Below are 21043 nucleotides of genomic sequence, written 5' to 3'. Positions count from 1 at the left end.
TTCGCAAAATGAATGAATGTTCATTTTCATTCTTACAATAAATGTTACCGCTATTTTTCTAGTAAAGCAATGTTCTATTTTTGAATTTTCTAATAAAAGAGAAAATTCATTACTATGGACTTACATCATTTATTTTCAAAAAACTGTACGATATCCTTCAGTAATTGTCGGATGGCTAATGGTAAATGACGGTTTTTTAAGTACACTAGATAGACATTGCGACTTAAATTCAGACCCTCTATTTCTTTTTTTACAATCGTTTTGGCAGTCGGTCCTTGCAAGTAATTTTCAGGTAATATGGTCACTCCTAAATGTTCTCGTACAAGTGATACAGCGGTTTCAAAACGCTCAATTTCAAATTGAATATTGATGTTTTTACCAGCCTGTTCAAATGACGTTAAGATATCTCGTCTTGTTTGAAAGCCCTCGGTACTAATAATAAATGGTTCTTCACAAATATCTGAAATGGTTAAAGTATCCTTTTGGGCTAACGGATGATGTAAAGGTAATACTGCGACCAACCGTTCTTCATATAAAGTTTGAACTTCCAACTCTGGATCATCCATTAGCTGATTGGTGATGATTAAATGAGTTTTATAGCTTTTCAAGGATTTTTTCACCCGCTTACTACCTAAAATATCGACTAAGTGAATTTTCATGTGAGGATAGTCTTTTTTATAGTTGGCGATTACCTTTGGCAGCCAATGCTTAATAGATTCCATGACACCAATGGTAATGTCCCTTGTGCCATGAACAATCACTTCATCCATTTCGATTTTTAGCACTTCCATATTTTTTACAATAACTTTTGCTCGTTCAAAAAGTAATTCTCCAGCTTCTGTTAATTGCAGATTTCTAGTATTTCTCTCTAATAAAGGGGAGCCAATCTCTTGTTCTAATTTTTTGATCGCATTACTTAACGAAGGCTGCGAAATATGCAGTCTTTCTGCGGCTTTTGAGAAATTCATCTGTTCTGAAACAGCGATAAAATAGTGTAATTGTTTAATGTCCACCTATAGATACCTCCTATATTTATAGCTAAAAGCTATAGATTAATATTAATTATATATTAGTAATTATAATTATGTGAATATATAATGAATTACAACAATACTTTTACTACAATAATATTCACAATGGGGTTGATAAGTTTATGTACACAATGACAGATCAAAAACAATGGAAAGGCCGAATAGATTCAACGACAAATACAAGCAGCTTTCGTTTACATCAACAAGTAAAAAGAGTCGCGATTAATGATGTAAGCGCTTCAGATAAGAAAAGTGCAGCTCTCGTTGGTTTTATCTGCGATGAAGGGGTACGTCGAAATCAAGGCCGTATAGGGGCAGCAAATGGTCCAAACGCCCTACGAGAAGGCTTAGCCAGTTTACCGTGGACATTTGAGGACGATCAGCAAATTATTGATGTTGGCAATATCGTTTGTCTAAACCATGCTTTAGAGGTGGCCCAACGTGAGCTTGGTGAAGTCGTAGCAACAATCCTACAAAAAAACTTATCATGTGTAGTGCTAGGTGGCGGGCATGAAACGCTGTATGGGCATTATTTAGGCGTTCGTTCTGCTCTACCAAAGGAAGCTAAAATCGGAATCATCAATATAGATGCTCACTTTGATTTACGACCATATGATGAACAGCCTTCGTCAGGTACGATGTTCCGTCAAATTTTAGAGCAGGATCCACATGCTGACTATTTTGTTGTGGGTATTCAACGCTACGGCAATACAAGAGAACTTTTCGAAAAAGCTGATGAATTAAACGTGAAGTATGTTTATGAGGATCAAATGACGGTAGCCTATCAACAACAATTAACGGATGCATTACACCATTTTATGGATAAGCATGATTATATTCTTTTAACATTATGTATGGATGTATTGAACGCAGCATTTGCTCCAGGTGTAAGTGCTCCATCACCGTTTGGGCTTGACCCATCGACTGTACGCTCAATTTTGCAACAAGTCACTTCACACCCTCACACCCATTCATTTGATATTTGTGAGGTCAATCCGTTATTAGATGAAAACGGACGTACAGTGAAATTAGGTGCCTATTTTGTGTATGAGGCACTGAACAACTTACTTAGGGGGCAAGGTTCATGATCGAAATTAATCAAATTACAACGGTATTCCTAGCTGTTGCACTCTTTGCATTTGGAAGCTTTCTTATCAATAAAATAGGCTTTTTAAAGCGTTTCTGTATCCCAGCACCAGTGGTTGGTGGGTTATTGTTCGCTGCTCTTGCTACCATCTTAAAAACAACGGGTATTTTAGAAATATCACTTGATACTTCTTTACAAAGCTTATTTATGATTACTTTCTTTACGACAATTGGCTTAGGTGCAAGCTTTAAACTTGTAAAGCTCGGTGGTAAATTACTGATTATTTACTGGCTAGCATGTGGCTTCCTAGCGTTAATGCAAAATGTCATTGGAGTATCTCTGGCCTCACTTATGGGGATCCATCCTTTAATCGGTATGATGGCGGGTACCGTTTCTATGGAGGGTGGTCATGGCGCTGCAGCTGCATTTGGCCAAACCTTAGAAGATTTAGGGATTTCTTCAGCTATGACAATTGGTGCTGCTGCCGCAACATGTGGTCTAGTTGCTGGTGGCTTAATTGGTGGACCAATTGTCAAATATTTAGTAGGTAAATATAATTTAACACCAGATGAACAAGAATCGGAAGAAGTCGAATATGAAAATAAAAATGAGCAAATTACATCGGATTCGTTCTTTACACAAGTCTTATTAATTACTTTCTGTATGGCTGTTGGTACGTATGTCGGCACACTATTCTCAGAAGCAACAGGTTTCGTTCTACCTGGCTATGTAGGAGCAATGTTTGTGGCTGTATTAGTGCGCAATATTATGGATAAATTCAAACCTGAAGCCATTAATATGAAAAGCATCTCATTAATTGGAGATGTCACATTAGGTGTATTCCTTTCCATGGCACTCATGAGTATTAAATTATGGGAAATTGCTGATTTGGCACTACCATTATTCATCATTGTTTTTGCGCAAGTATTCTTTATTGTTGTATTTAGTATTTTTGTGTTATTTAAATTACTTGGCAAAAACTACGATGCTGCTGTTATGGTAGCAGGTTTTGCAGGACATGGTCTAGGCGCAACACCAAATGCCATGGCCAATATGTCAGCCGTTGTGCAACGCTTCGGGCCTTCTAAAAAAGCCTTTCTTGTCGTACCGATTGTTGGCGCATTTTTAATTGACGTATTTGGGATTCCTATTATTATTACAACTATCAATTTATTTAAATAAAAAAGAGCTTTGCATTCGTACTGAGTAGACGATTGCAAAGCTTTTCTATTATTGTAATATCTCACTTACTGTAACAAATTCATAGCCCTGTTTTTGTAAATAAAGAATAACATTTTCTAAACCATTGGCTGTCGTTTGATGGATATCGTGCATTAGAATAATACTCCCATCTTTTACAGAGGCTTTGACATACGCTAAAATTTTATCTGGATTGTGATGTTTCCAATCCAGTGTATCAATCGACCACAAAATCGAGGGGATTGTCATGACAGAACGTACTTGGTCATTGGTCGCTCCATAGGGTGGACGGAAAACAGTTGGATACTGCCCGATGGCTGTATAAATAGCGTTACTTGTGCCATTGACTTCTTGTTTAACGCCTGTTATTGATAAGGTCGTTAATTTTTTATGGCTCAAGGTATGGTTTCCGATTTCATGTCCTGCTTCATAGACTTGTTTAACGATTGTAGCATTTCTTGACACATTTTTACCTACCATAAAGAATGTAGCCTTGGCATCGTATTTCTTTAACGTTGCCAAAATTTGTGGTGTGACCTTAGCATCTGGCCCATCATCAAATGTTAAGGCTACCCGTTTTTTTGCGCCTTTCGCTACTGGCACACCTTTATTATAAACTTTATTATCTATTAACTGAATATCTGCTAGCTCAGAAGCTTTGACATACCCTTTTAGGTCGCCTGCTTCTACATAAGCCCAACCAGCAAGTGTTATGTAATACTGGACAGTTGTTTTATTGGGAAGTGTACCAAGTACTTCTCCGTTTGGACTAGCTGTTAAACGCATTTCAGCACCAGCAACAGCATTAATTTTTTTCTTCGTTGGAGCTGGTTTTTTTAATGCGTTTGTCGCTACATATCCTATCTCCTCGCCATATTGAACGAAAGACCAACCACCAGGTGCTGTGCCATATACATAAATTATTCGTCCTTCATAGAGCTGTCCTACATGCTGGGCATGTTGACTTGGGGCTGTAAATAATGTTGTACCTCCCTTTTGAATCACTAGGTATCCCTCAGACTTCAACTTGACTAAAGCATCAGATGTGACATAGCCCTCCTGCTCTGGCGTTTGAATATGTGTCCAACCTTTACTTACTTTTGTTACTGAAACAAAGCTACCTTTCGAAAGTTCCCCGATCTCCGCACTATTCGTAGAAGCTTCTTCAAAAATAACCGTATCTTTGACTACCTTGTGAATCACCACTGACCCTTCAGCATTTACTGAAAGTTGCCCTGCCAAGATGCACATCATAAACGTCAAAACGATGGCAAAGGGTAAAAATTTTTTCATTGTTCTACACCGCCCTTAGATGTCTTCCATGTCTGTTTGCTATAAAATTGCTAAGATTTAACTTTCATTATAGAGTAAACAACCCTGCCATAAAATAGTAATAATCAACTAGATTCCCTTTTACGATGCTGCTAAAATCCGTATTTTAGTAAATACTTCTACATTCCTCCTTCCCTTTTTACTGAGAAACTATGCATATATTATGCTAATTAAATGATGGTGGCTTATTTTGTAGATTTTTTGATAGCTCCTTTTTTTCATGCTGCTAGCGGACTACGGACTTAGGTGAGCGACCTTCTCCTTACTGGGAGCGGGTTCCTTCTCATTTGGAGCGGCTTCACCCTCTTTTGGAGCGGGGGCTCTCACCTCTTGGAGCGGCTCCCCTCCAATTTGGAGCGGGTTCTACACCTTCAAGAGCGGATTCTCATCCCTGTGTAGCTGCTCCCTCACTTTTAGGAATAGCTCTCCCCGTATTTGATGGTTACCTATAAAAAGCTGGTTATCCACCACTGAACCTCAGCTATATAATCCCCCCTTTCTATTAAGACGTTAGGAACCATGAAAAAGTTGAGGTTTTTTCATTTATTTTCCTCCTATAATGCTTCAAAAGCAGTTAGGGCATCTTCAATATGTGGGGGTGGGGTCCATATATAGCTAGGAGCATTGGTTGTAATGAATAAAAAAGATTTCCCCTCTTTCTCGATTATGGTCGCCAGACACAGTCCTGCTTCTGGGGTATAGCCTGTTTTTCCACCTATTATCGGACTGTCTAGACCCGGTAATTTTGTAAATAATGAGTTTGTGATGATTAATTGATTGGGTACATAGGTTGTGTAGCTTTTTGAGGTAAATATTTGATAAAAGGTAGGATTTTCTAATGCATATCCCAGAAGCTTGCTGATATCCCGCACGCTGGATACATGTGCCTCATCATGTAGGCCACTGGTATTAACAAAATGTGTGTTATGCATGCCTAATTCTTGCGCCTTGTTATTCATCAACGTGACAAATTTGTCCTCACTGCCAGCGACAGCATCTGCAAGTGTTCCTGTTGCATCGGCACCTGAGGCAAGGAGTGTACCATACAATAAATCCTCCATCGTGACAAAATCTCCTGCCTGAAAGCCTGCCATCGAAGCATTTTGTGCCGTATAGTTTGCAATCGTTTGGGGCTCTACAATGGTTTGTGTTTGTAAATTATCTGTCATCTCTATGGCAACGATGGCTGTCATGATCTTTGTTAAGGATGCAGGATAAATAATAGCATCCGCATTTTTTTCGTATAATACATCGCCCTGTTCATTGAGTAACAAAGCATTTTGACTATGTAATGATGGCAGTTCTAGATGCGTAAATTCATATGTTTTGCTTGTATAATAAAATAAGAAAACCATAATACAAATACAGCCTAATAACATCCATTTTTTCATAAAAAACGCCTCCTACACATTATAAGAGGCGGCATTTCTGAATATTCCTTGAGAAAAATGGGATGAGCTCAAATATTTTCACAGGTAAAAATCATCATCGAAATTTGAACTAATTCTTGTAATCTCTTTATTTGTTAATTTGAACATTACATCTTGAGAAACCTCTAACTTGAGTGTCTCTTCTTTGCTTAGACCCGCATAGACGCCGCGTAAAATACGACCAGTCAAGCCATGCGAGACAACAATCACTTTTGAAAGTGGTTGAATCGTTTCAAGTAAAGCAGTTAATCTGCTTACAACAGCTTCATAGGTTTCCCCATCTGGTGCACGAAAATACCAATTGAAGGCATCCGTGTTCGTTAACAAGGCAGGCCATTGTTGCTGTATTTCCGCCATGGTTAATCCAGCCCATTGTCCCACAGCAACCTCTGTTAAACGTGAATCCTGCCTCACCTTGCTGCTGTCATAGCCAAGAGTTTCACAAAGTATGGCTGTGCTTTGCATGGCTCTTCCCATTGGACTTGATAGGATGGTCCATTCATCTGCATCGCCAATAAGTGATTTCAGCATGCGTGCATTTTGCTGAACCTGCTCCCGACCACGCTCAGTGAGTGGTGAATCAAGCTGTCCTTGATATCTTCCTTGCGTATTATAATTCGTCTCACCATGACGAAGTAAGTAAATCATTTGCTCCATTTTTATTTCCCCCGTTCTGCTCCCCTTGTTAAAGTAAAATTGCTGTTAAACTAGCACCAGCACATACACAAAGCTAAGAAACAAGCATAAAGGACTATACCATTTTGAATCATTTTGAGCAAATGTGGAATGCTTAATCGTTTTAAAAATACCAACATACTTAAAATCACCAATTGCTCGTAGCAAAAATACTAGCGCACAAACGATACTTCCTACTTTTGAAAAAATAGAGGCTTGAAAAAATGGCATGAAGCCTCCTTGAACAAGGATGATACCACTTGCTAGCATCAACAGCATGGCAACAAAGAGCGTGCCCCATTTTCTAGGCGTAAAAACAGCTTGTTGGCTGCCTTCTTTCATAGGAATAACAGCTTCTGTACCCCATCGACCACCAAAGGCCCAATAAATATGTAGGATACTAATGAGCCATAATAGTCCCACTGCGACAATTGATAAAATAAACATGTTCTACCTCCTCTTCACATTTACATACGCTACCGTATGTTCTAGCGTTAAATATAGTCCCTCAAAGCCCATGTTAGCTCTGAGAGACCTTCTTACTGTATTAACAGCTTAATCATTTTTTCAAGATCGAAATGAGGATTGGCTTCAAATCGTGTCATCCAGCCTATATAGGTTAAATAAGCTAATCTTGCACGATCAGTGGATTCGTCTATGCTGATACCACTTTTTTGATAGAGTGTCGCCACACAGGCTATTCGCTGCTCCTCTATTTGAACGATACGCTTTGCGACATCTGAATCATATTTGGCCCAAGCATAAATGCCTATCTCCATCTTTTTATTTTTGTGAAAACTTATCCGTAAAAGCTGCTCTAAAGTAGCATCAACTTGCTCCATATTTTGAATAATGGCCTTTGTTGCGTGGTTTTCCCAATAGTCTAGCATGGCATCTAAAAGTTGTTGACGATCACGAAAATAATGATAAAAGCTACCTTTACTAATGTTTAATGATCGAGCAAGTGCTTCAATACGTACTTTATGAATCCCCGCTTCTGCTAATTGCTCTAGACCCGCTCTAATCCAATCCTCTTTCGTTACTTGCATAATTGCCCTCCAAAAAATACGTTAGCGCATGTTTTGTCTTATATTACCACTTTATACATCTCTCATCAACTTTTATCGTTTTTATGGCGTACATTAATATTATTATTCACTGTAACATGAACTGTTACTAGACGTGGTAAAATACATGCACATACTAAAATAAACACTAATAGCTTTTTCATGCGTCTACTCCTTGTCTTAAAAAGTATTGTCAAACAACTTTTCTGCAATGCCCTGTAAAATATCTTGCTCCTCAAATGTCATGAGTTCTTCTCTCGAGATTATTGCCTGTTGAATCAATCGGTTTGATTGAATCGTCACTAGTTTTTCAAACAAGTTTCGAATATAACGACCATTCGAGAAATTAGGGATGGTTTCAATCGGCATATGACGTAGCTGTGTTTTCATATGTTGGGCAAATGCTTCACCAAATTGATAATCGTTCGTTTGACAAAGCATCGCAAAAATATCATAGAGTTCATCCGTGCTAAAATTATCAAATTGTACAAAATGATTAAAGCGAGATTTAAAGCCTGGATTAGATTGTAAAAATTCTTCTATTAGCTCTGTATAGCCCGCAACAATAATTACTAAGTCATCACGTAGATCCTCCATTGCCTTTAATAAACTATCAATAGCTTCCTTCCCAAATGCATCCTGTTTATCATTCATTAATGAATAGGCTTCATCAATAAAAAGTACCCCGCCCTTTGCCTTGTTAACGACTTCCTGAACCTTTAATGCTGTTTGTCCAACATAGCCAGCGACTAACCCTGCACGATCTGTTTCCACAAAATGCCCACTTGAAAGGACGCCAAGATGCTTGTAGATTTGGCCAATAATGCGTGCCACTGTTGTTTTACCTGTGCCTGGATTGCCCGAAAAGACAAGATGATACGTAATAGGAAAGCTTGTTAAACCATGATCCACACGCAGACTTTGAATTTTAATAAAGTTTATTAAATTATGTAATTCCTTCTTTGCATTCGGAAGACCTACAAGACTATCTAATTGTTTTTGTAGCTTGGCAATCTCTTGCTCGACTTCAGGTGTAATGCGCAACCGTTCATCGTTGATAAATTCACCACTATAGATAATTTTGCCTTCTTCATTAAAATAATCACCTCGTCCATGTTTTTTGCCTTGAACGAGGTCACCAATATAGGAAGCTTGCCCATTGGCATAATAGAGCGTTCCTTGCCCTGTCATCATATCCTCTTTAAATTGCCCTTCCGCTTCTAGAATTCCATCCCTAGAATATACTTTGCCTTTACCATGCTTTAAGTCCTCAAAGAAATGACCTTCATAGTGAAGTGTAGTTACACCACGTGCAAGCTCCTCAGCTGTTGGTGATTCCGTAGGATAATATAGCTTCCCAGCCCCTTGCATGTGATGCCAAATAAAATCACCCTCATATTGTAAAAATCCATTTGGATAGTATTGCTTGCCTTTGCCCTTTTTCATGCCATGGACAAAGTCACCCTCATACTGCGGTTGATTTAAATGTGGATACTGTGCTCGTAGTGTTTGATAAGGGCTAATTACTTCTTCTTCATAGTATAAAACACCATAGCCATCCATTAAATCATTGCGAAAATGACCTTCATAATGAATATGCCCATCCTTATATAAAATGCCATGACCCTGTTTTTTATTTTGTATGAATTCACCCTGATAAATGAGTTGTCCTTTCAAATACATAATGCCATTGCCTTGCTTCATATGATTGACGAATTCACCCTCGAATAATAATTCTCCCTCTTGATCAAATAGCGAGCCTTTGCCGTCATAAATATCGTGACCGAAATCATTCTTTTTGACGCCACCTCGATACATGATGATTCCACTGGGGTAAAATAGTTCTTTTTCTTCATGATTATGTGTCATTTAATTGCCTTCCTTCATCATTTCAGTATATGCTCAATTATAGCGTGGAAAAGAATACATATGTGCGAATTTTTAGAATTTAAGGAGACGAGCATGAAAAAAAGATACAAGCTACTTCTAGGCATTTTACTACCACTACTTATTCTGTATATCTCGACAATGCTGTTAACACGAGACACCGATTTTACAACAGAGGTAACAGAACGTCTCGAAATGGAGGAAATTCATGAGATTGAAATTATTCGTTCCTCAGATGAAAAAACAGTAACGATTACTGACGCAGCAGAAATCAATCAAATTATGCAGCCATTCAAGGACCTACCTTTAAAAAAAGTGTGGTTTTCGAATTCTGATTCTAATGAAGCATACTGGCTAACACTCTCAATTAATGACAACAGGGAAATTGGCTTGCGTTTAGATGATGACCAGCATTTATTTGTTTATTTATATGAGGAAAATTATATGAAAGATTATAAGCTCACTAAGGATATCGATATGACATTTATCAAACAATTGTTTCAGTAAGCGTAAAACCCGTGCATGTACGCACGGGTTTTTATATGTAACGATAATTTTGCTGCATAGCTTGTACGGTCTCAATGATTTCTTCTCTCAGTTCAATTGGCTCTAATACCTCCATATCGGCTCCTTGACTTAGCAACCACTCTTTCACGCCATATTCTAACACTTCTGCCTCAAAAACATATTCATGATTGTTTTGTGAAACTAGGTGGGCTGTTGGGAAACGACTGTAGACTATTTCAGGAGAACGACCTTTATAGAGAAGACGTATATGAGTAAGGTCATTAGCGTCCTCTACTTGTAATGGATGTACAGATGGAAATTCAAAATGGATAGCCATTTCACGAAAATGCTGAATACGATCCATTCTGTAAACAGTTGGGGTGTCTTGATTATTTCCTATTAAATAAAAATAATGTGTTGAAAAGATAACAGCGAGCGGCTTTAAAATTTTTGCAGTTGGAATCGCTTCACCCTCCTGTAAATAATCAATGGTAATAACCTTTCTCTTTTGAATGGCTGTGGAAATTCCCCATATCAAGGACAATAATGACTTGTTTTGATGAATATCTTCATATACAACTTTTTCATTTAATAACAGTGGATCGACTGCTACATGTGAGAGAAGTTGATTAACGATCTCACCAATATCCGATTTTACGAGAGCTTTTGAGGCAATCAGAATTTTAACGATGACTAGTACCTGTTCTTTAGATAAACGATTGTTTTTTGTATTTATTAATTTATACACTTTTTCTGAACGCACATATTGTAAATGGTAATCTAGCTTAGCCTTTTCTAGATACGTACGAATTTCATCGATATCCCGTTGTATGGTTTTTTCACCAACCTGATGTGTCAATGCTTCTTGCTTCTTGTTGATTCCTTGGCCATCCATCAATCGATCAAACATCGATAGAACGCGATAGCCTTTGCCTTGTTGTGAATCTACCATATATCCCACTCTTTCTTCTATCATGCCCAGCTTGCAATACATTGGCCATAAATGGCCCTCCCACAGATTGTGTCCTGATTTTTTGCGAGTTGCTCAAAAAGCTCCTCTTCAAAATCTGTGACATCCGCTAAGGCTTTTATCTTGATTCAGTTGGTATGTTAACACCCACTAAATCAAAGAGAACCATTTTGTGCATTCATCTCTTATCTATAAACTGAATCAAGATAAAACTTCTACTTTATTGGTATAATTTGTACTATACGCATCCTATAATAAATCACCATTCAAGCAGCACAATAGACTGTATTTTTGACATAATTAACTAAAATTTTACAGCATTTTAGATGAATGTGTCACTTTTTAACCATTGAAAAAGGACTTTCATTGAATGAAAGTCCTGCTACTCTTTTATCTGAATTTTACAGCTGTTCCATATACCAATACTTCGGATGTACCATCCATTACAGATGAAGTAGCATAACGAACGCCTACAACTGCATCTGCACCTAATTGTTTGGCTTCCTCTACCATTGCCTCTGTGGCAATTTCACGAGAGCGCACAAGCATCTCCGCATACTCCTTCATTTCTCCACCTACAATATTGCGAAGTCCTGCTATCATGTCACGACCAATATTCCTAGATTGAACTGAATTCCCTTTCACTAGCCCTAATGTTTCCATTATATCTTTTCCTGCCACAATGTCTGATGTAGCTAATAGCATCATGATGCCTCCCCGTTCTGTAGTTTTTGTATTGCTTTTACAGCCTCTTCAATAGAAGATGTAATCACGCCATTGCGTTTAATTAACCCCACAACAAATAAATTACGATAAACAAACTGATTCTCTAGCCCATCTCGGATCAATGCCTCTATTTTTTGCATATTGTCCCGCCCTTGCTGACGAACATCAGTTAGCACACCAATAATAGGACGATTCAGCATCGAAAACGCACCTATCTCTGCGGCAACGCCAGAATCAATTTCCACCCCATCTAATACAGCTATCAGAACATCGCTACTCTGTAGCATCTCTAAATCTGCTTGAGCAATCGCTAAGCTATCTGCATAGGCAGATTTATCATTGATGGCTTCATTCTCCTGGGGTACGTATAATGCGATGCCTGGCACTGCCTCGCGAATAGCTGCTGCTAATTGTTCATTTACAAAACGATCGCCCAACGAAAATAACCCATTTGCTAAATATGCTTTCATGTATAAAACTCCTTAATCAATTGTTTTTTCAAATATAATTTTATGTCTGCCTTTTTCATCAATAAATGTTGATAGTATATCGAAACCATGTTTGAGGTTGGTAATGAGCATGGCTTTGAATGTATTTCTTCCGTATGTACGAACTTTGTAAAAGCCTAATGTCTTAATATGTTCATGCTGTTGTTTCATTAATTGACTTGCAATTCCCTGACCTCGATGTGCCACATGAACGCCACCTAACCAACTATAAAAAATGTCATCTGGATGTGGGTAGCCTAGTTTAAAGCCGATCAATGTGTCACCTTCCACTGCCAATATGCAAAGAAGGCCTTCTTTCTTTTCTAGCTTTTCGAGTGGCAAACTTGCTCCATTAAAAACGTGAGCGTGGATTTCTTGTAATTGTTCAAGCCAAGCATAGGGTATGCCTTCAATCGTCACAATATGCATATTCATCACCTCTGTCTGTCATTATAGCAGTTCTATAGCCTGAAGAAAAAGGTAGGCATCTGCTCCAAAAGCAATTGTTACTACTGCATAAAAGTAACTATTTTCCATCTAAACTATTTTCGACACCCACCAAATTCAGTATACTTGACCAAAATACAAAACAATAGCTAGGAGGAAATCCGCTTGGCACCATTTACTAGTTGGTTAACGAATTCATTGCGCCCCTATTTCGGCCTACATACTTTAGAAGCACATTGGGAAACGATTCCGATTCGAGAGGATTATTTTATTTGCCTTGAAGGTGATCTCATTAAAAAAAGAATTTTCGTGAATGAGCATAGCTACCAAGAAGCGGATGTCGACATTTTAACACGTAATCGTGAAGTCATTGTCCCTCAAACCGCGCGTGGAAAAGAAAAGAAATTGAATTATACCAATATCTCCGCTGTGAAAGCTGCAGGCGTTGTTTTTTCTGCTGGTCTAGGTAATGAAAACCATCCATCTAGCTATATTACAGCTCGTAACACTAAAACATATTACCAGCTACCATTAACAGGCTTTGAGCATTTAACGACTAAGTCGGCTCTCTTGAATTGGTTAGAGCAATTTCCCTCCCAGCTTCCTGCTGATTACTCAGACAAGCTAGAAAAGCTAACCAAGATGAAAAGTCTACGCTATAAGACTGTGCCAGGTGATATTTTTCGTGTAGAAATCGATTTATTTGTAGATGGCTATGTACTCGTCATTGGCGATTTACGTCAAATGCAAAAGGATCATCTATTTGGAGAAGATAGTATTTGGCATAATGTAATGACAATGCCATTGTTTGTACGGCCCTATTTGTTGACAACGACAGAGCGCAAGCCTTCTCTTGAGGAAATCATATCTGCTCCATTGGCCCCTCAAACCCATATTGTGATGGATGACCATTTTATGCGAGGATGCTATGAAAAGATAGGCCATAAAATGTTAACAGAATCCGATATTGTATTTCCAATGGGCTATGGTGTGACACTAAACTATGGGAAAGAGCCTCGATATCGTCTATCCTGGGGGACAGGAACAATTAGTAAACCTGCACATTCCACCTCCTATCAAACAGCTAGCCGTTTTACCAATCATGGTGTCTATGCAGGTGTTGCCAGTGATTGGTTGAAGCAAGAGGAAGGAATTGTAACAGAGTCGCTAGATCATCCTCACTTCCGCGAAGATCGTCAGCGGGCACTCGCTGAATTTAGTTTTCCAGAAGATATCTCCTACGATGACTTTAATCGCCAAACGGGTGGATTGACCCGCACCCAATATATTCATTACCTCAATAAAACCTATCATCGTACACAAAAAAAATAGAGGGAGCTTCTAGATGCTCCCCCTCCACTTTTTCATCGATGGTTGATTTCATCCAATAATTACTTATAATATAGAGATATCATTAACCAACTCCATCACTAGAGGTGCATTTTGTATGTATTTTGGCATTATTCCACTGATTCTTTTCATCGTTTTTCTTATTTCTTACTTCAAAGACCCAAGAAAAATGATCAACGGGCTATTATTTAATCTATTTGTCTGTTCATTTCTGCTATTCTGCGTCATTCTATCTTTGGCATCTGACCATTACTTTTTAAGGCTTATTGTCATTATTCCACTAATTGCTCTTTTCATCTTAATTCCTTTTGGCATTGTTGCTTTAATGTTTGGTTTATTTTTAAATGCGAGAGTATTAATGAAGCGAGAAGGTAGACGTTTAGCCAATTCCTTAACATTACTTGTGGCCATTGGCATTTTACTTTTTATCCTATTACCGATTATCAATCCAGCAAGTTTGTTTTCAGTCCACCTCCAGCCCATTTTCGGTGGAATTTCACTCATTACGTTTTATTTTTTTATCCATTTATCCAATTTTTTATCTGCTTATTTTCTTTACCAATTCAATCGCCCTCGATTGAATCAAGATTTTATTATTGTACTAGGCAGTGGATTAATTAATGATAAGGTGCCTCCACTTTTAGCTAGTAGAATTCAAAAGGCAATTGACTTCTATCACAAGCAAGCAGCAGTAACTACTCCACCTACCATTATTTTCTCTGGTGGACAAGGTCCTGATGAAAATCTACCCGAAGCTGAAGCGATGCAACGATATGCGATTGAAAAAGGCATACCCATTGAGCATACACTTCAGGAGAACCGCTCTGTGAATACCTATCAAAATATGTTATTTTCTAAGCAGCTTATGGATGCCCAGAAACAGGGTGAAGCCTACAACAGTATTTTCACCACGAATAATTTTCATCTTTTTCGTGCGGGTATTTATGCAAGACTCGCAGGCTTAGATAGTCAGGGCATTGGCTCTAAGACAGCCTTTTATTATTGGCCAAATGCGATGATTCGTGAATATGTAGCGATTGTTGTAATGGCACGAAAACGACATATGAAAATGATTGGACCTATTGTGATCATTTCGATTGCGTTATCTCTATTCAGCTTTTTCTTTGTATAGGTTCTAGCATATGGATTCGTACACTTTTTATAGAAGGTGTTACGAATCCTTTTTGATGCTATCATACCCAAAATTTCTTCAGCTGTTGTTCATATAATGTCTCATAGTAAAGTTTTCGAGGATAGTGTTGTTCTTGTAATACCTGGTAGAGAATGGATTGCCCTTCCTCATAACGAATCCTCTCCTCACAATTATCAAATAGTTTTCTGGTCAGTTGTCTTACTAGGTGAACATCTTTTGTGTTCACTCTCCAGCCAAATTGAATTAAATCCAGTTGATCGAGCGGATCTCGATAAGTATCAAGTACCACACAGACATGTGGCTGCTTCTTATTCGCAAATACTAAAACATGTCCTGTATGAATGGATTGACCAAAATAACGTTCGTAAATCTCTGCTATTGGTACTTGTATTTCAAGCACATCCATGATCGTCTGTAAAGTTGGATGTGCTATATAGTCATCGCTTGTCTCATCTGGATATTCAACCAACTCCATGATGGAAGCCATCATCCAAAAATCATAGGTCATTTCCAATCACTCCAACTATTTTTATTGTGGCAAACGGTTAATCGCTTGTTCCACCGTCTGAATAAGATAGGCTAAGTTGGACTGCCATTCTGGCCAACTCTTGGACTCTTGCCATAATTCTACAATCTCTCTACTACCATGTTGATCAGGTACTTCATCTCTAATGTCCTGTAAATACCGCAATATAAATGTCAAAGAGCTTTCATCTACTATCCATTGTATTTGCCTATCCTTACTTTCTTGACCATAAATGGTTCCCGTATGCAGATATTGACTATAAAGTTCTGCCAAAGCCAGGGCACTTATATCATAGAAAAAATCAATATCCTCCAATGTTTTACCAAAAAAGCCTTGCTGTTTCATTGCCTCTACAATACCCGATAATGTTAGCTGATTGGATTCCTTATGCTGTTCCATAAACTCCTGTAAAAATGCCACTACATCTAACCCTTCATCACTTTCTAATGCTTTGTATCCCCAAGCCCCCATCTCACTGCACCTCTCTTTTTTAAGTAAACATAAAATTGGCACATTATTAGTGCATGACCATGGCAGCAGTCCATTATGATATGCGCTCTTAAAATTCCTTCGCTATATCAATAATTCTCAGCATCCTTTGGTCAGTTTTTTGATCGAATACTGCTCCTTTTTATAGGTAGGAGCCAAAGTAAAACTTCATCTTTTCCTGTAAATAGCCATCCTGTCCTCTCCAAGTAGCCATTGACATAAAATCAGTTCCACGTCCACGCTCCTTGCGATAATCATCCTTTGATACGAGTAGTCCCGCGTAACCCCAGATTTCCATGACCACATCTCGTTCATGTTGATTGGACTTGAAAACATCTTTCCAGCGCTTTTCAAGCTGTCTAGCTGCATCTGTGTCGTTACAGGATTCTATTGCTGCTACCATCTGTTTTAAGATGGCTACGTCATCCTCACTTACATTCAATGCTTCTTGTTCTTTCACTAGGCATTCTAAGTCTAGTAAACAATAAACAAGCCAATTGAGGCGAACCCCTCCCCACTTGATGCGTTCAAAATTAAGCACATTTAAATCTTCATTGACATACGTATCATTGGACATGATTTTCCGCTCATTACAGTAGCCACAGCCACTATAGGAGACCAATGCCACAGGTTGTTCGTCATACGTATGCATTGGTAAATCATGCGTAAGAGCCCAGCTCGAGAAGGCACTGCGTAAATGTACTTTGCGCGTCGATAAGCTATGCAAAAATGCCTTTACCACAAGCTCCTTTGTTAAAAATTTCTCATGAAGCTGCTGCAATCTTTGTACACATTCATCATGGGAAATCGTTAATCGATCAAACATCAAGCCCTTACTTTTAGCATATTGAAAATCTTCTTCTGTATAGGTATAACCACCTGAACGCCATCGACCATATTGCCAATAGGTTTGCATTAATATTTTCCTTGCTTTTTGGTCCATTACTCTCTCCTCGCTAGCTAGCACTTTAATTTTTCTTGTAAGATTATTGCCATCTCTTTCCATGGTCGCTTCCAATCGGAACTCGCTATCTCTTCCTCTGTTAGTGCTAGCCAATATTCCCCTTCCATTAGCTCAAACATGTCTAGCATGGTAATAGGAGCACAAACTGGATTAGCTAATGCTGTGAGCATAGGCTCGGGGCCATCATCCCAGTTATAGCTATTGACAATGCCATGTAAAACAACAGCTGATGATACCTTGCTTATGCGCTGGCACATTGTATTGAGAGAATCCTCGTATAAAATGGCATCAACTTGCTGTTGTTCTTCTGCATTCAAAGTTAGACGGATTGCACCTGGTGTATCTACCAATAAATCAGCTATTCTTGCATGCTCCCTTGCCGCAAACCAAGCTGTCGCGGTAATCCCCTCTGGCTCAGATAAATTTACACACTTTGCAAGTAGTAAAGAAATCACTTCTTTCTGCTTAAACTTTACAGCTTTTTTAAGCGCTGTATCACCAAGCTTATCTCGTGCCTCCAAGTCTATATGCTGTGCCAAAAGAAGCTTGATTCCTGCATGTGGCATTCGATTTGTTATAAAAAGCATTAATGGTGTTCTCCCACGTGCATCTCGCTCATTTACATCTAATATACTAATGGCCTCACGAACGACCTCTAAATCCTTGGATTTACTCACTTCCGTCCATTCCATTCGTCTACCCCCTTCAGGAATCCATCCATTGCAGTAATTTCTCAAGTTCATCCCTTATTGGTGCTGATTCTTGCTTTAGTCGCTGAGCAAGCTTCTTGGAACTACCGAATATTCGATACAAAACAAATGGACGCTGATAATCTGCTTTCTGTTCAAGCTCTTGTCCGAGTGCCACGAGTAAATCTAAATCCATGATGTCAATGTCCTTTATTGGCTTAGCTGATTCACTTGCACCAAGTAAAATAGCTACAAACACAGGCATCATCTCTACTGATAAGCCATGAGCTTCAAGAAAGGCTTCCGCATAAGCATCTTGCACGGATTGATGCTCTGTATCAATGAGTAACATGTATCGTTGAACAAGCGGAAAATAATCCTTACTATAAAGCCCTAATCCAAAAACCGCATAGGTGCTGGGCATAGCTGATTTTTCGCTCGGCTCAACATCCTGATACCAAGCAAATTCCTCCATAGCGAGCTGGGCATAGTCCGCTAATAAAGGGAAAAGATTTGGATACTGTAGGCAATTGGCGAAAAACTGATGAAGCTTTGATTTAGCTAACTTTTTAATAGGAAGATAATTTTTCGTTTTACTCTTTAAAGTCAGCTTATAGCCCTTTGGAAAACCTTCTTGTAGCAGTTGAATGATATAGTAAAGGACTTCACGATAAGCGTTTTCCTCTTCTATCATCACTCGTATATCAATCGTTTGTAAAATATCATTTGCCTGTCCTTGGCATACATCCCGCTTTCTAATACTTTCAAAACGCCCGCTTCCTTTTTCCAAATAATTAGCTGCCTGCAGCGAGCCAAGCTGCTTCGCAAGTTCCAAGTATTCTAATCGTGTGGCTGGCTCTTTTTGACCAATCTTCAACGCGACATAAAGAAAGAAATCTAGTTTTTCCTGCTCTAGTTGTTGTACCGAGTCCTCTGTTTTCAATACCCACTCTTTCCTATAATCGCCTGCTTGTTCAAAATAGTGTGTTAAAAAATGCTCCTCTGCCCACTGCTTAAAGGCCATTGTATAATAATATATCCATTTGTCTAAACGTTCTTTATTCGCCCGATGCTTTTCTTGAAGCCGGTGAATAAGTGGTTCAACTTCCTCAGCTGTTTGATGGAAAAAATGTGAATTGACCAAATGCTTCGCAAGGAAAAATTCATCATTGTCACTTGGTCTGACTGGTAGCTCTGCCATCACCTTTGTTTCTATAAAGCTTGCCAGCACTTGTTTCGTTGACGCTAGTTTACGATTATTCAATAGCTCCTTTTGATAATGAAGCACCGTTTTATCATGTTCAAATTCCAGCACAACCTCAAAGCGGTAATCAAAAAATCGGTGACCGTATTGCTCAGATTGAAATACTTCCTCTGTTTTAGTACATAAAGCGCTAAAAAGCTCTTCAATATGCTGGACATCTGTAAATTCTTGTATGTATGGACCCGCTTCCACCTTATAGGAACTATCACTCCAACTAAATGGCTCATAAACATCTATAAAGATTGTGCCATTAGGACTTTTCCCCTTTTTCCAGGCAACTTTCAAATATTGAAGGATGCCTGCTTGTAACCTACTTTGCTCTTTCAGCTCTGCTATTCGTTTACTCTCTTGTTGATAAACAGCCGTGAGTTGCTCCCACACAGCCGCTAGAAAATGCTCTACACACTGCTTCACTGTACATCTTCCCTTTCTATTGTTAGAGAAAAATCTCCCGCTAAAGCCTTAGCGAGAGATTCATCTTATCCGATTGTTTTCACAACCGCTCCTTCTTGATTTTTAATATGTGTCTTCAAAATTTGAAAGCTCACGCCAGCTAAAGAAGAAATAGTGAATTGACTTTCTTGCGGTATCAGCCTCTGACTTAATTCTTCTACTGCTGTCTTGTTCAATGTAATCGTAATTTCTTGACCATTCTCAGAATAGCCTACCTGTGGGCCTGCTCTAAATATGATCGTTATTTGTTGACCGACTAAGGTAAGATCTTTATCTTTCAGAATGCGTCCACGTAATAATTTACTAATGACAGCTGCTTGCTTTGCCCCAAGTTGAACAACATTAGACTGTTTGTTAAACCAGCTCTTTTTTTCTACTTCCCAAGCGAGTTGATCTACGAAAAGAAACCCCGTATTAGAGCCATCTTCCTCCATTCCTCGCACAACTGCCTCGGCGACTTCAGGGTTTTGTAAGAGAGAAGTTCTTGTTAAATCCGTAGTATAGCTTGGTATTTGCTTCATGCCAGCCTGTAGTACACCAAGCGTATTCCACGTCTGCATCGCTTCTAACTCATCCTCTGAAATACCAACCATTTGGATAAACTCCATCTTGCCATTTGGTGTATCGATTTCAGCAAGCTCTGGATCATGTGTAAAGGCTAGTGCAGTTAATTGCGTGTCAGCATCAAGGCAAATCGGACCATTTGCATCCAAATAATCTCCCGCTCTAAAAACATTTCCACTATTAAACACATATCTGCCCATATTCTGTAGTAAATTCAATGCCCAAGCAGGTGGCTCTTCCTCATCTAGTTGACGTACTAGACGAAATGTTAATTCAAATCCATATCCACTATAGTCCTTGTTTTCAAATTCTTTTTCATATAGTTCCGAAAAGCCATATGTAACAAAATGCCAATGTGGGATGGATGTTTCGCTTTTATAAACACTAATTCCATCTAAAGGATCTTGTCCTCCTAGTGAATAGGGAATTAAAGTTCCATAATGCTTTGGCTCCTGCTCACCATATACCTGTGCTAATGCCTGATCAATCGCATCCCAGCCAACTGCTGCTATTTCATCACTCATTTCCATATCCTCCTTGCTGATATTCACTCGTAGAACGTACGTATCTATTATTTATGATAGCAATTTTATGGTGACTCTTTTAACAGGAATAGGACTCATTTTCCACTTTCCAGTAACTAGGTTTATTGACATTCTATATGGGGTAAATATGACTAATATTGATGGCGCCTTAGCGTAATTGCGTTAAGTTTTTTTCGAGCTGGCTCGACAAGTATTGAGA

At 38.7% G+C, this 21043-nt stretch carries 22 protein-coding genes; 5 read left to right on the top strand and 17 right to left on the bottom strand.

The features are described 5' to 3' along the window. Positions 1-125: 125 nt before the first annotated feature. A complete protein-coding gene (locus HCH28_RS07120; protein WP_048392528.1) occupies positions 126-1013 on the bottom strand; it encodes a LysR family transcriptional regulator in 888 nt (295 codons plus the stop codon). Between the two features lie 140 nt (positions 1014-1153). On the opposite strand from HCH28_RS07120, the gene hutG reads away from it, so the two are divergent. Next, a complete protein-coding gene (gene hutG / locus HCH28_RS07115; RefSeq protein ID WP_221680379.1) occupies positions 1154-2119 on the top strand; it encodes a formimidoylglutamase in 966 nt (321 codons plus the stop codon). After that, positions 2116-3300, top strand: coding sequence for a sodium/glutamate symporter (gene gltS, locus HCH28_RS07110; RefSeq protein ID WP_221680378.1), 1185 nt, complete (start codon positions 2116-2118; stop codon positions 3298-3300). The genes hutG and gltS overlap by 4 nt, the downstream gene beginning before the upstream one ends. 48 nt (positions 3301-3348) lie before the next feature. On the opposite strand, the gene HCH28_RS07105 is transcribed toward gltS, so the two are convergent. The 6 genes from HCH28_RS07105 to HCH28_RS07080 all read right to left on the bottom strand — a co-directional run bounded on the left by HCH28_RS07105 (position 3349) and on the right by HCH28_RS07080 (position 9691). Further along, a complete protein-coding gene (locus HCH28_RS07105) occupies positions 3349-4611 on the bottom strand; it encodes a polysaccharide deacetylase family protein (protein ID WP_221680377.1) in 1263 nt (420 codons plus the stop codon). Between the two features lie 593 nt (positions 4612-5204). Next, complete coding sequence (locus HCH28_RS07100) at positions 5205-6041, bottom strand: D-alanyl-D-alanine carboxypeptidase family protein (RefSeq protein WP_221680376.1); 837 nt, start codon at positions 6039-6041, stop codon at positions 5205-5207. Between the two features lie 78 nt (positions 6042-6119). After that, positions 6120-6737: a histidine phosphatase family protein gene (locus HCH28_RS07095; RefSeq protein ID WP_221680375.1), complete on the bottom strand. Its 618-nt coding sequence runs from the start codon at positions 6735-6737 to the stop codon at positions 6120-6122. Between the two features lie 45 nt (positions 6738-6782). After that, entirely contained in the window at positions 6783-7202 is a 420-nt protein-coding gene (locus HCH28_RS07090; RefSeq protein ID WP_221680374.1) for a DUF3995 domain-containing protein, read from the bottom strand. A 92-nt stretch (positions 7203-7294) separates the two neighbouring features. After that, a complete protein-coding gene (locus HCH28_RS07085; protein WP_054550387.1) occupies positions 7295-7804 on the bottom strand; it encodes a TetR/AcrR family transcriptional regulator in 510 nt (169 codons plus the stop codon). A 198-nt stretch (positions 7805-8002) separates the two neighbouring features. Next, positions 8003-9691, bottom strand: coding sequence for an AAA family ATPase (locus HCH28_RS07080; RefSeq protein ID WP_221680373.1), 1689 nt, complete (start codon positions 9689-9691; stop codon positions 8003-8005). 93 nt (positions 9692-9784) lie between these two features. Between HCH28_RS07080 and HCH28_RS07075 the strand changes: the two genes are divergently transcribed. Next, the gene (locus HCH28_RS07075) at positions 9785-10216 is read left to right on the top strand and encodes a hypothetical protein (protein ID WP_221680372.1); all 432 of its coding nucleotides are present in this window, start codon (positions 9785-9787) and stop codon (positions 10214-10216) included. 31 nt (positions 10217-10247) lie between these two features. Here the strand turns inward: HCH28_RS07075 and HCH28_RS07070 are convergent, their stop codons facing one another. The 4 genes from HCH28_RS07070 to HCH28_RS07055 all read right to left on the bottom strand — a co-directional run bounded on the left by HCH28_RS07070 (position 10248) and on the right by HCH28_RS07055 (position 12829). After that, a complete protein-coding gene (locus HCH28_RS07070) occupies positions 10248-11210 on the bottom strand; it encodes a helix-turn-helix transcriptional regulator (protein ID WP_221680371.1) in 963 nt (320 codons plus the stop codon). A gap of 366 nt (positions 11211-11576) precedes the next feature. Beyond that, complete coding sequence (locus HCH28_RS07065) at positions 11577-11891, bottom strand: YbjQ family protein (protein ID WP_221680370.1); 315 nt, start codon at positions 11889-11891, stop codon at positions 11577-11579. After that, positions 11891-12382: a nucleoside 2-deoxyribosyltransferase gene (locus HCH28_RS07060; RefSeq protein ID WP_221680369.1), complete on the bottom strand. Its 492-nt coding sequence runs from the start codon at positions 12380-12382 to the stop codon at positions 11891-11893. The genes HCH28_RS07065 and HCH28_RS07060 overlap by 1 nt, the downstream gene beginning before the upstream one ends. Positions 12383-12394: 12 nt before the next feature. Further along, on the bottom strand, positions 12395-12829 hold the full coding sequence (locus HCH28_RS07055) for a GNAT family N-acetyltransferase (RefSeq protein WP_221680368.1): 435 nt from the start codon (positions 12827-12829) through the stop codon (positions 12395-12397). A gap of 183 nt (positions 12830-13012) precedes the next feature. On the opposite strand from HCH28_RS07055, the gene HCH28_RS07050 reads away from it, so the two are divergent. Then, positions 13013-14179, top strand: a complete 1167-nt coding sequence (locus HCH28_RS07050; protein WP_221680367.1) for an immunity 26/phosphotriesterase HocA family protein — start codon at positions 13013-13015, stop codon at positions 14177-14179. A gap of 115 nt (positions 14180-14294) precedes the next feature. After that, positions 14295-15329, top strand: a complete 1035-nt coding sequence (locus HCH28_RS07045) for a YdcF family protein (RefSeq protein ID WP_221680366.1) — start codon at positions 14295-14297, stop codon at positions 15327-15329. 61 nt (positions 15330-15390) lie between these two features. Here HCH28_RS07045 and HCH28_RS07040 read toward each other — a convergent pair whose 3' ends face one another. The 6 genes from HCH28_RS07040 to HCH28_RS07015 all read right to left on the bottom strand — a co-directional run bounded on the left by HCH28_RS07040 (position 15391) and on the right by HCH28_RS07015 (position 20823). Then, positions 15391-15858 (bottom strand): hypothetical protein, encoded by a 468-nt coding sequence (locus HCH28_RS07040; protein WP_221680365.1) that lies wholly within the window; start codon positions 15856-15858, stop codon positions 15391-15393. 21 nt (positions 15859-15879) lie between these two features. After that, positions 15880-16347, bottom strand: a complete 468-nt coding sequence (locus HCH28_RS07035) for a DUF4259 domain-containing protein (RefSeq protein ID WP_221680364.1) — start codon at positions 16345-16347, stop codon at positions 15880-15882. 160 nt (positions 16348-16507) lie between these two features. Then, positions 16508-17308: a hypothetical protein gene (locus HCH28_RS07030; protein WP_221680363.1), complete on the bottom strand. Its 801-nt coding sequence runs from the start codon at positions 17306-17308 to the stop codon at positions 16508-16510. A gap of 17 nt (positions 17309-17325) precedes the next feature. Next, positions 17326-18021, bottom strand: a complete 696-nt coding sequence (locus tag HCH28_RS07025; RefSeq protein ID WP_221680362.1) for a DUF4274 domain-containing protein — start codon at positions 18019-18021, stop codon at positions 17326-17328. Between the two features lie 13 nt (positions 18022-18034). Then, positions 18035-19696: a DUF6138 family protein gene (locus tag HCH28_RS07020; RefSeq protein ID WP_221680361.1), complete on the bottom strand. Its 1662-nt coding sequence runs from the start codon at positions 19694-19696 to the stop codon at positions 18035-18037. Positions 19697-19761: 65 nt separating this feature from the next. Beyond that, positions 19762-20823, bottom strand: a complete 1062-nt coding sequence (locus HCH28_RS07015; RefSeq protein ID WP_221680360.1) for a suppressor of fused domain protein — start codon at positions 20821-20823, stop codon at positions 19762-19764. Positions 20824-21043: the final 220 nt, after the last annotated feature.

This window comes from Lysinibacillus sp. K60, assembly GCF_019731275.1.
GTDB lineage: Bacteria > Bacillota > Bacilli > Bacillales_A > Planococcaceae > Lysinibacillus > Lysinibacillus capsici.
The sequence above is the reverse complement of the archived record's forward strand: the minus strand, read 5'-3'. Positions and strand labels throughout refer to the sequence as shown.

Excerpts from the sequence above, each read along its gene's own strand:
- HCH28_RS07090 (WP_221680374.1), bottom strand. The coding sequence starts at position 7,202 with ATGTTTATTTTATCAATTGTCGCAGTGGGACTATTATGGCTCATTAGT.
- HCH28_RS07095 (WP_221680375.1), bottom strand. The coding sequence starts at position 6,737 with ATGGAGCAAATGATTTACTTACTTCGTCATGGTGAGACGAATTATAAT.
- HCH28_RS07025 (WP_221680362.1), bottom strand. The coding sequence starts at position 18,021 with ATGGAATGGACGGAAGTGAGTAAATCCAAGGATTTAGAGGTCGTTCGT.
- HCH28_RS07075 (WP_221680372.1), top strand. The coding sequence starts at position 9,785 with ATGAAAAAAAGATACAAGCTACTTCTAGGCATTTTACTACCACTACTT.
- HCH28_RS07060 (WP_221680369.1), bottom strand. The coding sequence starts at position 12,382 with ATGAAAGCATATTTAGCAAATGGGTTATTTTCGTTGGGCGATCGTTTT.
- HCH28_RS07105 (WP_221680377.1), bottom strand. The coding sequence starts at position 4,611 with ATGAAAAAATTTTTACCCTTTGCCATCGTTTTGACGTTTATGATGTGC.
- HCH28_RS07015 (WP_221680360.1), bottom strand. The coding sequence starts at position 20,823 with ATGAGTGATGAAATAGCAGCAGTTGGCTGGGATGCGATTGATCAGGCA.
- HCH28_RS07045 (WP_221680366.1), top strand. The coding sequence starts at position 14,295 with ATGTATTTTGGCATTATTCCACTGATTCTTTTCATCGTTTTTCTTATT.
- HCH28_RS07065 (WP_221680370.1), bottom strand. The coding sequence starts at position 11,891 with ATGCTATTAGCTACATCAGACATTGTGGCAGGAAAAGATATAATGGAA.
- HCH28_RS07055 (WP_221680368.1), bottom strand. The coding sequence starts at position 12,829 with ATGCATATTGTGACGATTGAAGGCATACCCTATGCTTGGCTTGAACAA.
- HCH28_RS07035 (WP_221680364.1), bottom strand. The coding sequence starts at position 16,347 with ATGGGGGCTTGGGGATACAAAGCATTAGAAAGTGATGAAGGGTTAGAT.
- gltS (WP_221680378.1), top strand. The coding sequence starts at position 2,116 with ATGATCGAAATTAATCAAATTACAACGGTATTCCTAGCTGTTGCACTC.
- HCH28_RS07080 (WP_221680373.1), bottom strand. The coding sequence starts at position 9,691 with ATGACACATAATCATGAAGAAAAAGAACTATTTTACCCCAGTGGAATC.
- HCH28_RS07070 (WP_221680371.1), bottom strand. The coding sequence starts at position 11,210 with ATGTATTGCAAGCTGGGCATGATAGAAGAAAGAGTGGGATATATGGTA.
- HCH28_RS07040 (WP_221680365.1), bottom strand. The coding sequence starts at position 15,858 with ATGACCTATGATTTTTGGATGATGGCTTCCATCATGGAGTTGGTTGAA.
- HCH28_RS07085 (WP_054550387.1), bottom strand. The coding sequence starts at position 7,804 with ATGCAAGTAACGAAAGAGGATTGGATTAGAGCGGGTCTAGAGCAATTA.
- HCH28_RS07030 (WP_221680363.1), bottom strand. The coding sequence starts at position 17,308 with ATGGACCAAAAAGCAAGGAAAATATTAATGCAAACCTATTGGCAATAT.
- HCH28_RS07100 (WP_221680376.1), bottom strand. The coding sequence starts at position 6,041 with ATGAAAAAATGGATGTTATTAGGCTGTATTTGTATTATGGTTTTCTTA.
- hutG (WP_221680379.1), top strand. The coding sequence starts at position 1,154 with ATGTACACAATGACAGATCAAAAACAATGGAAAGGCCGAATAGATTCA.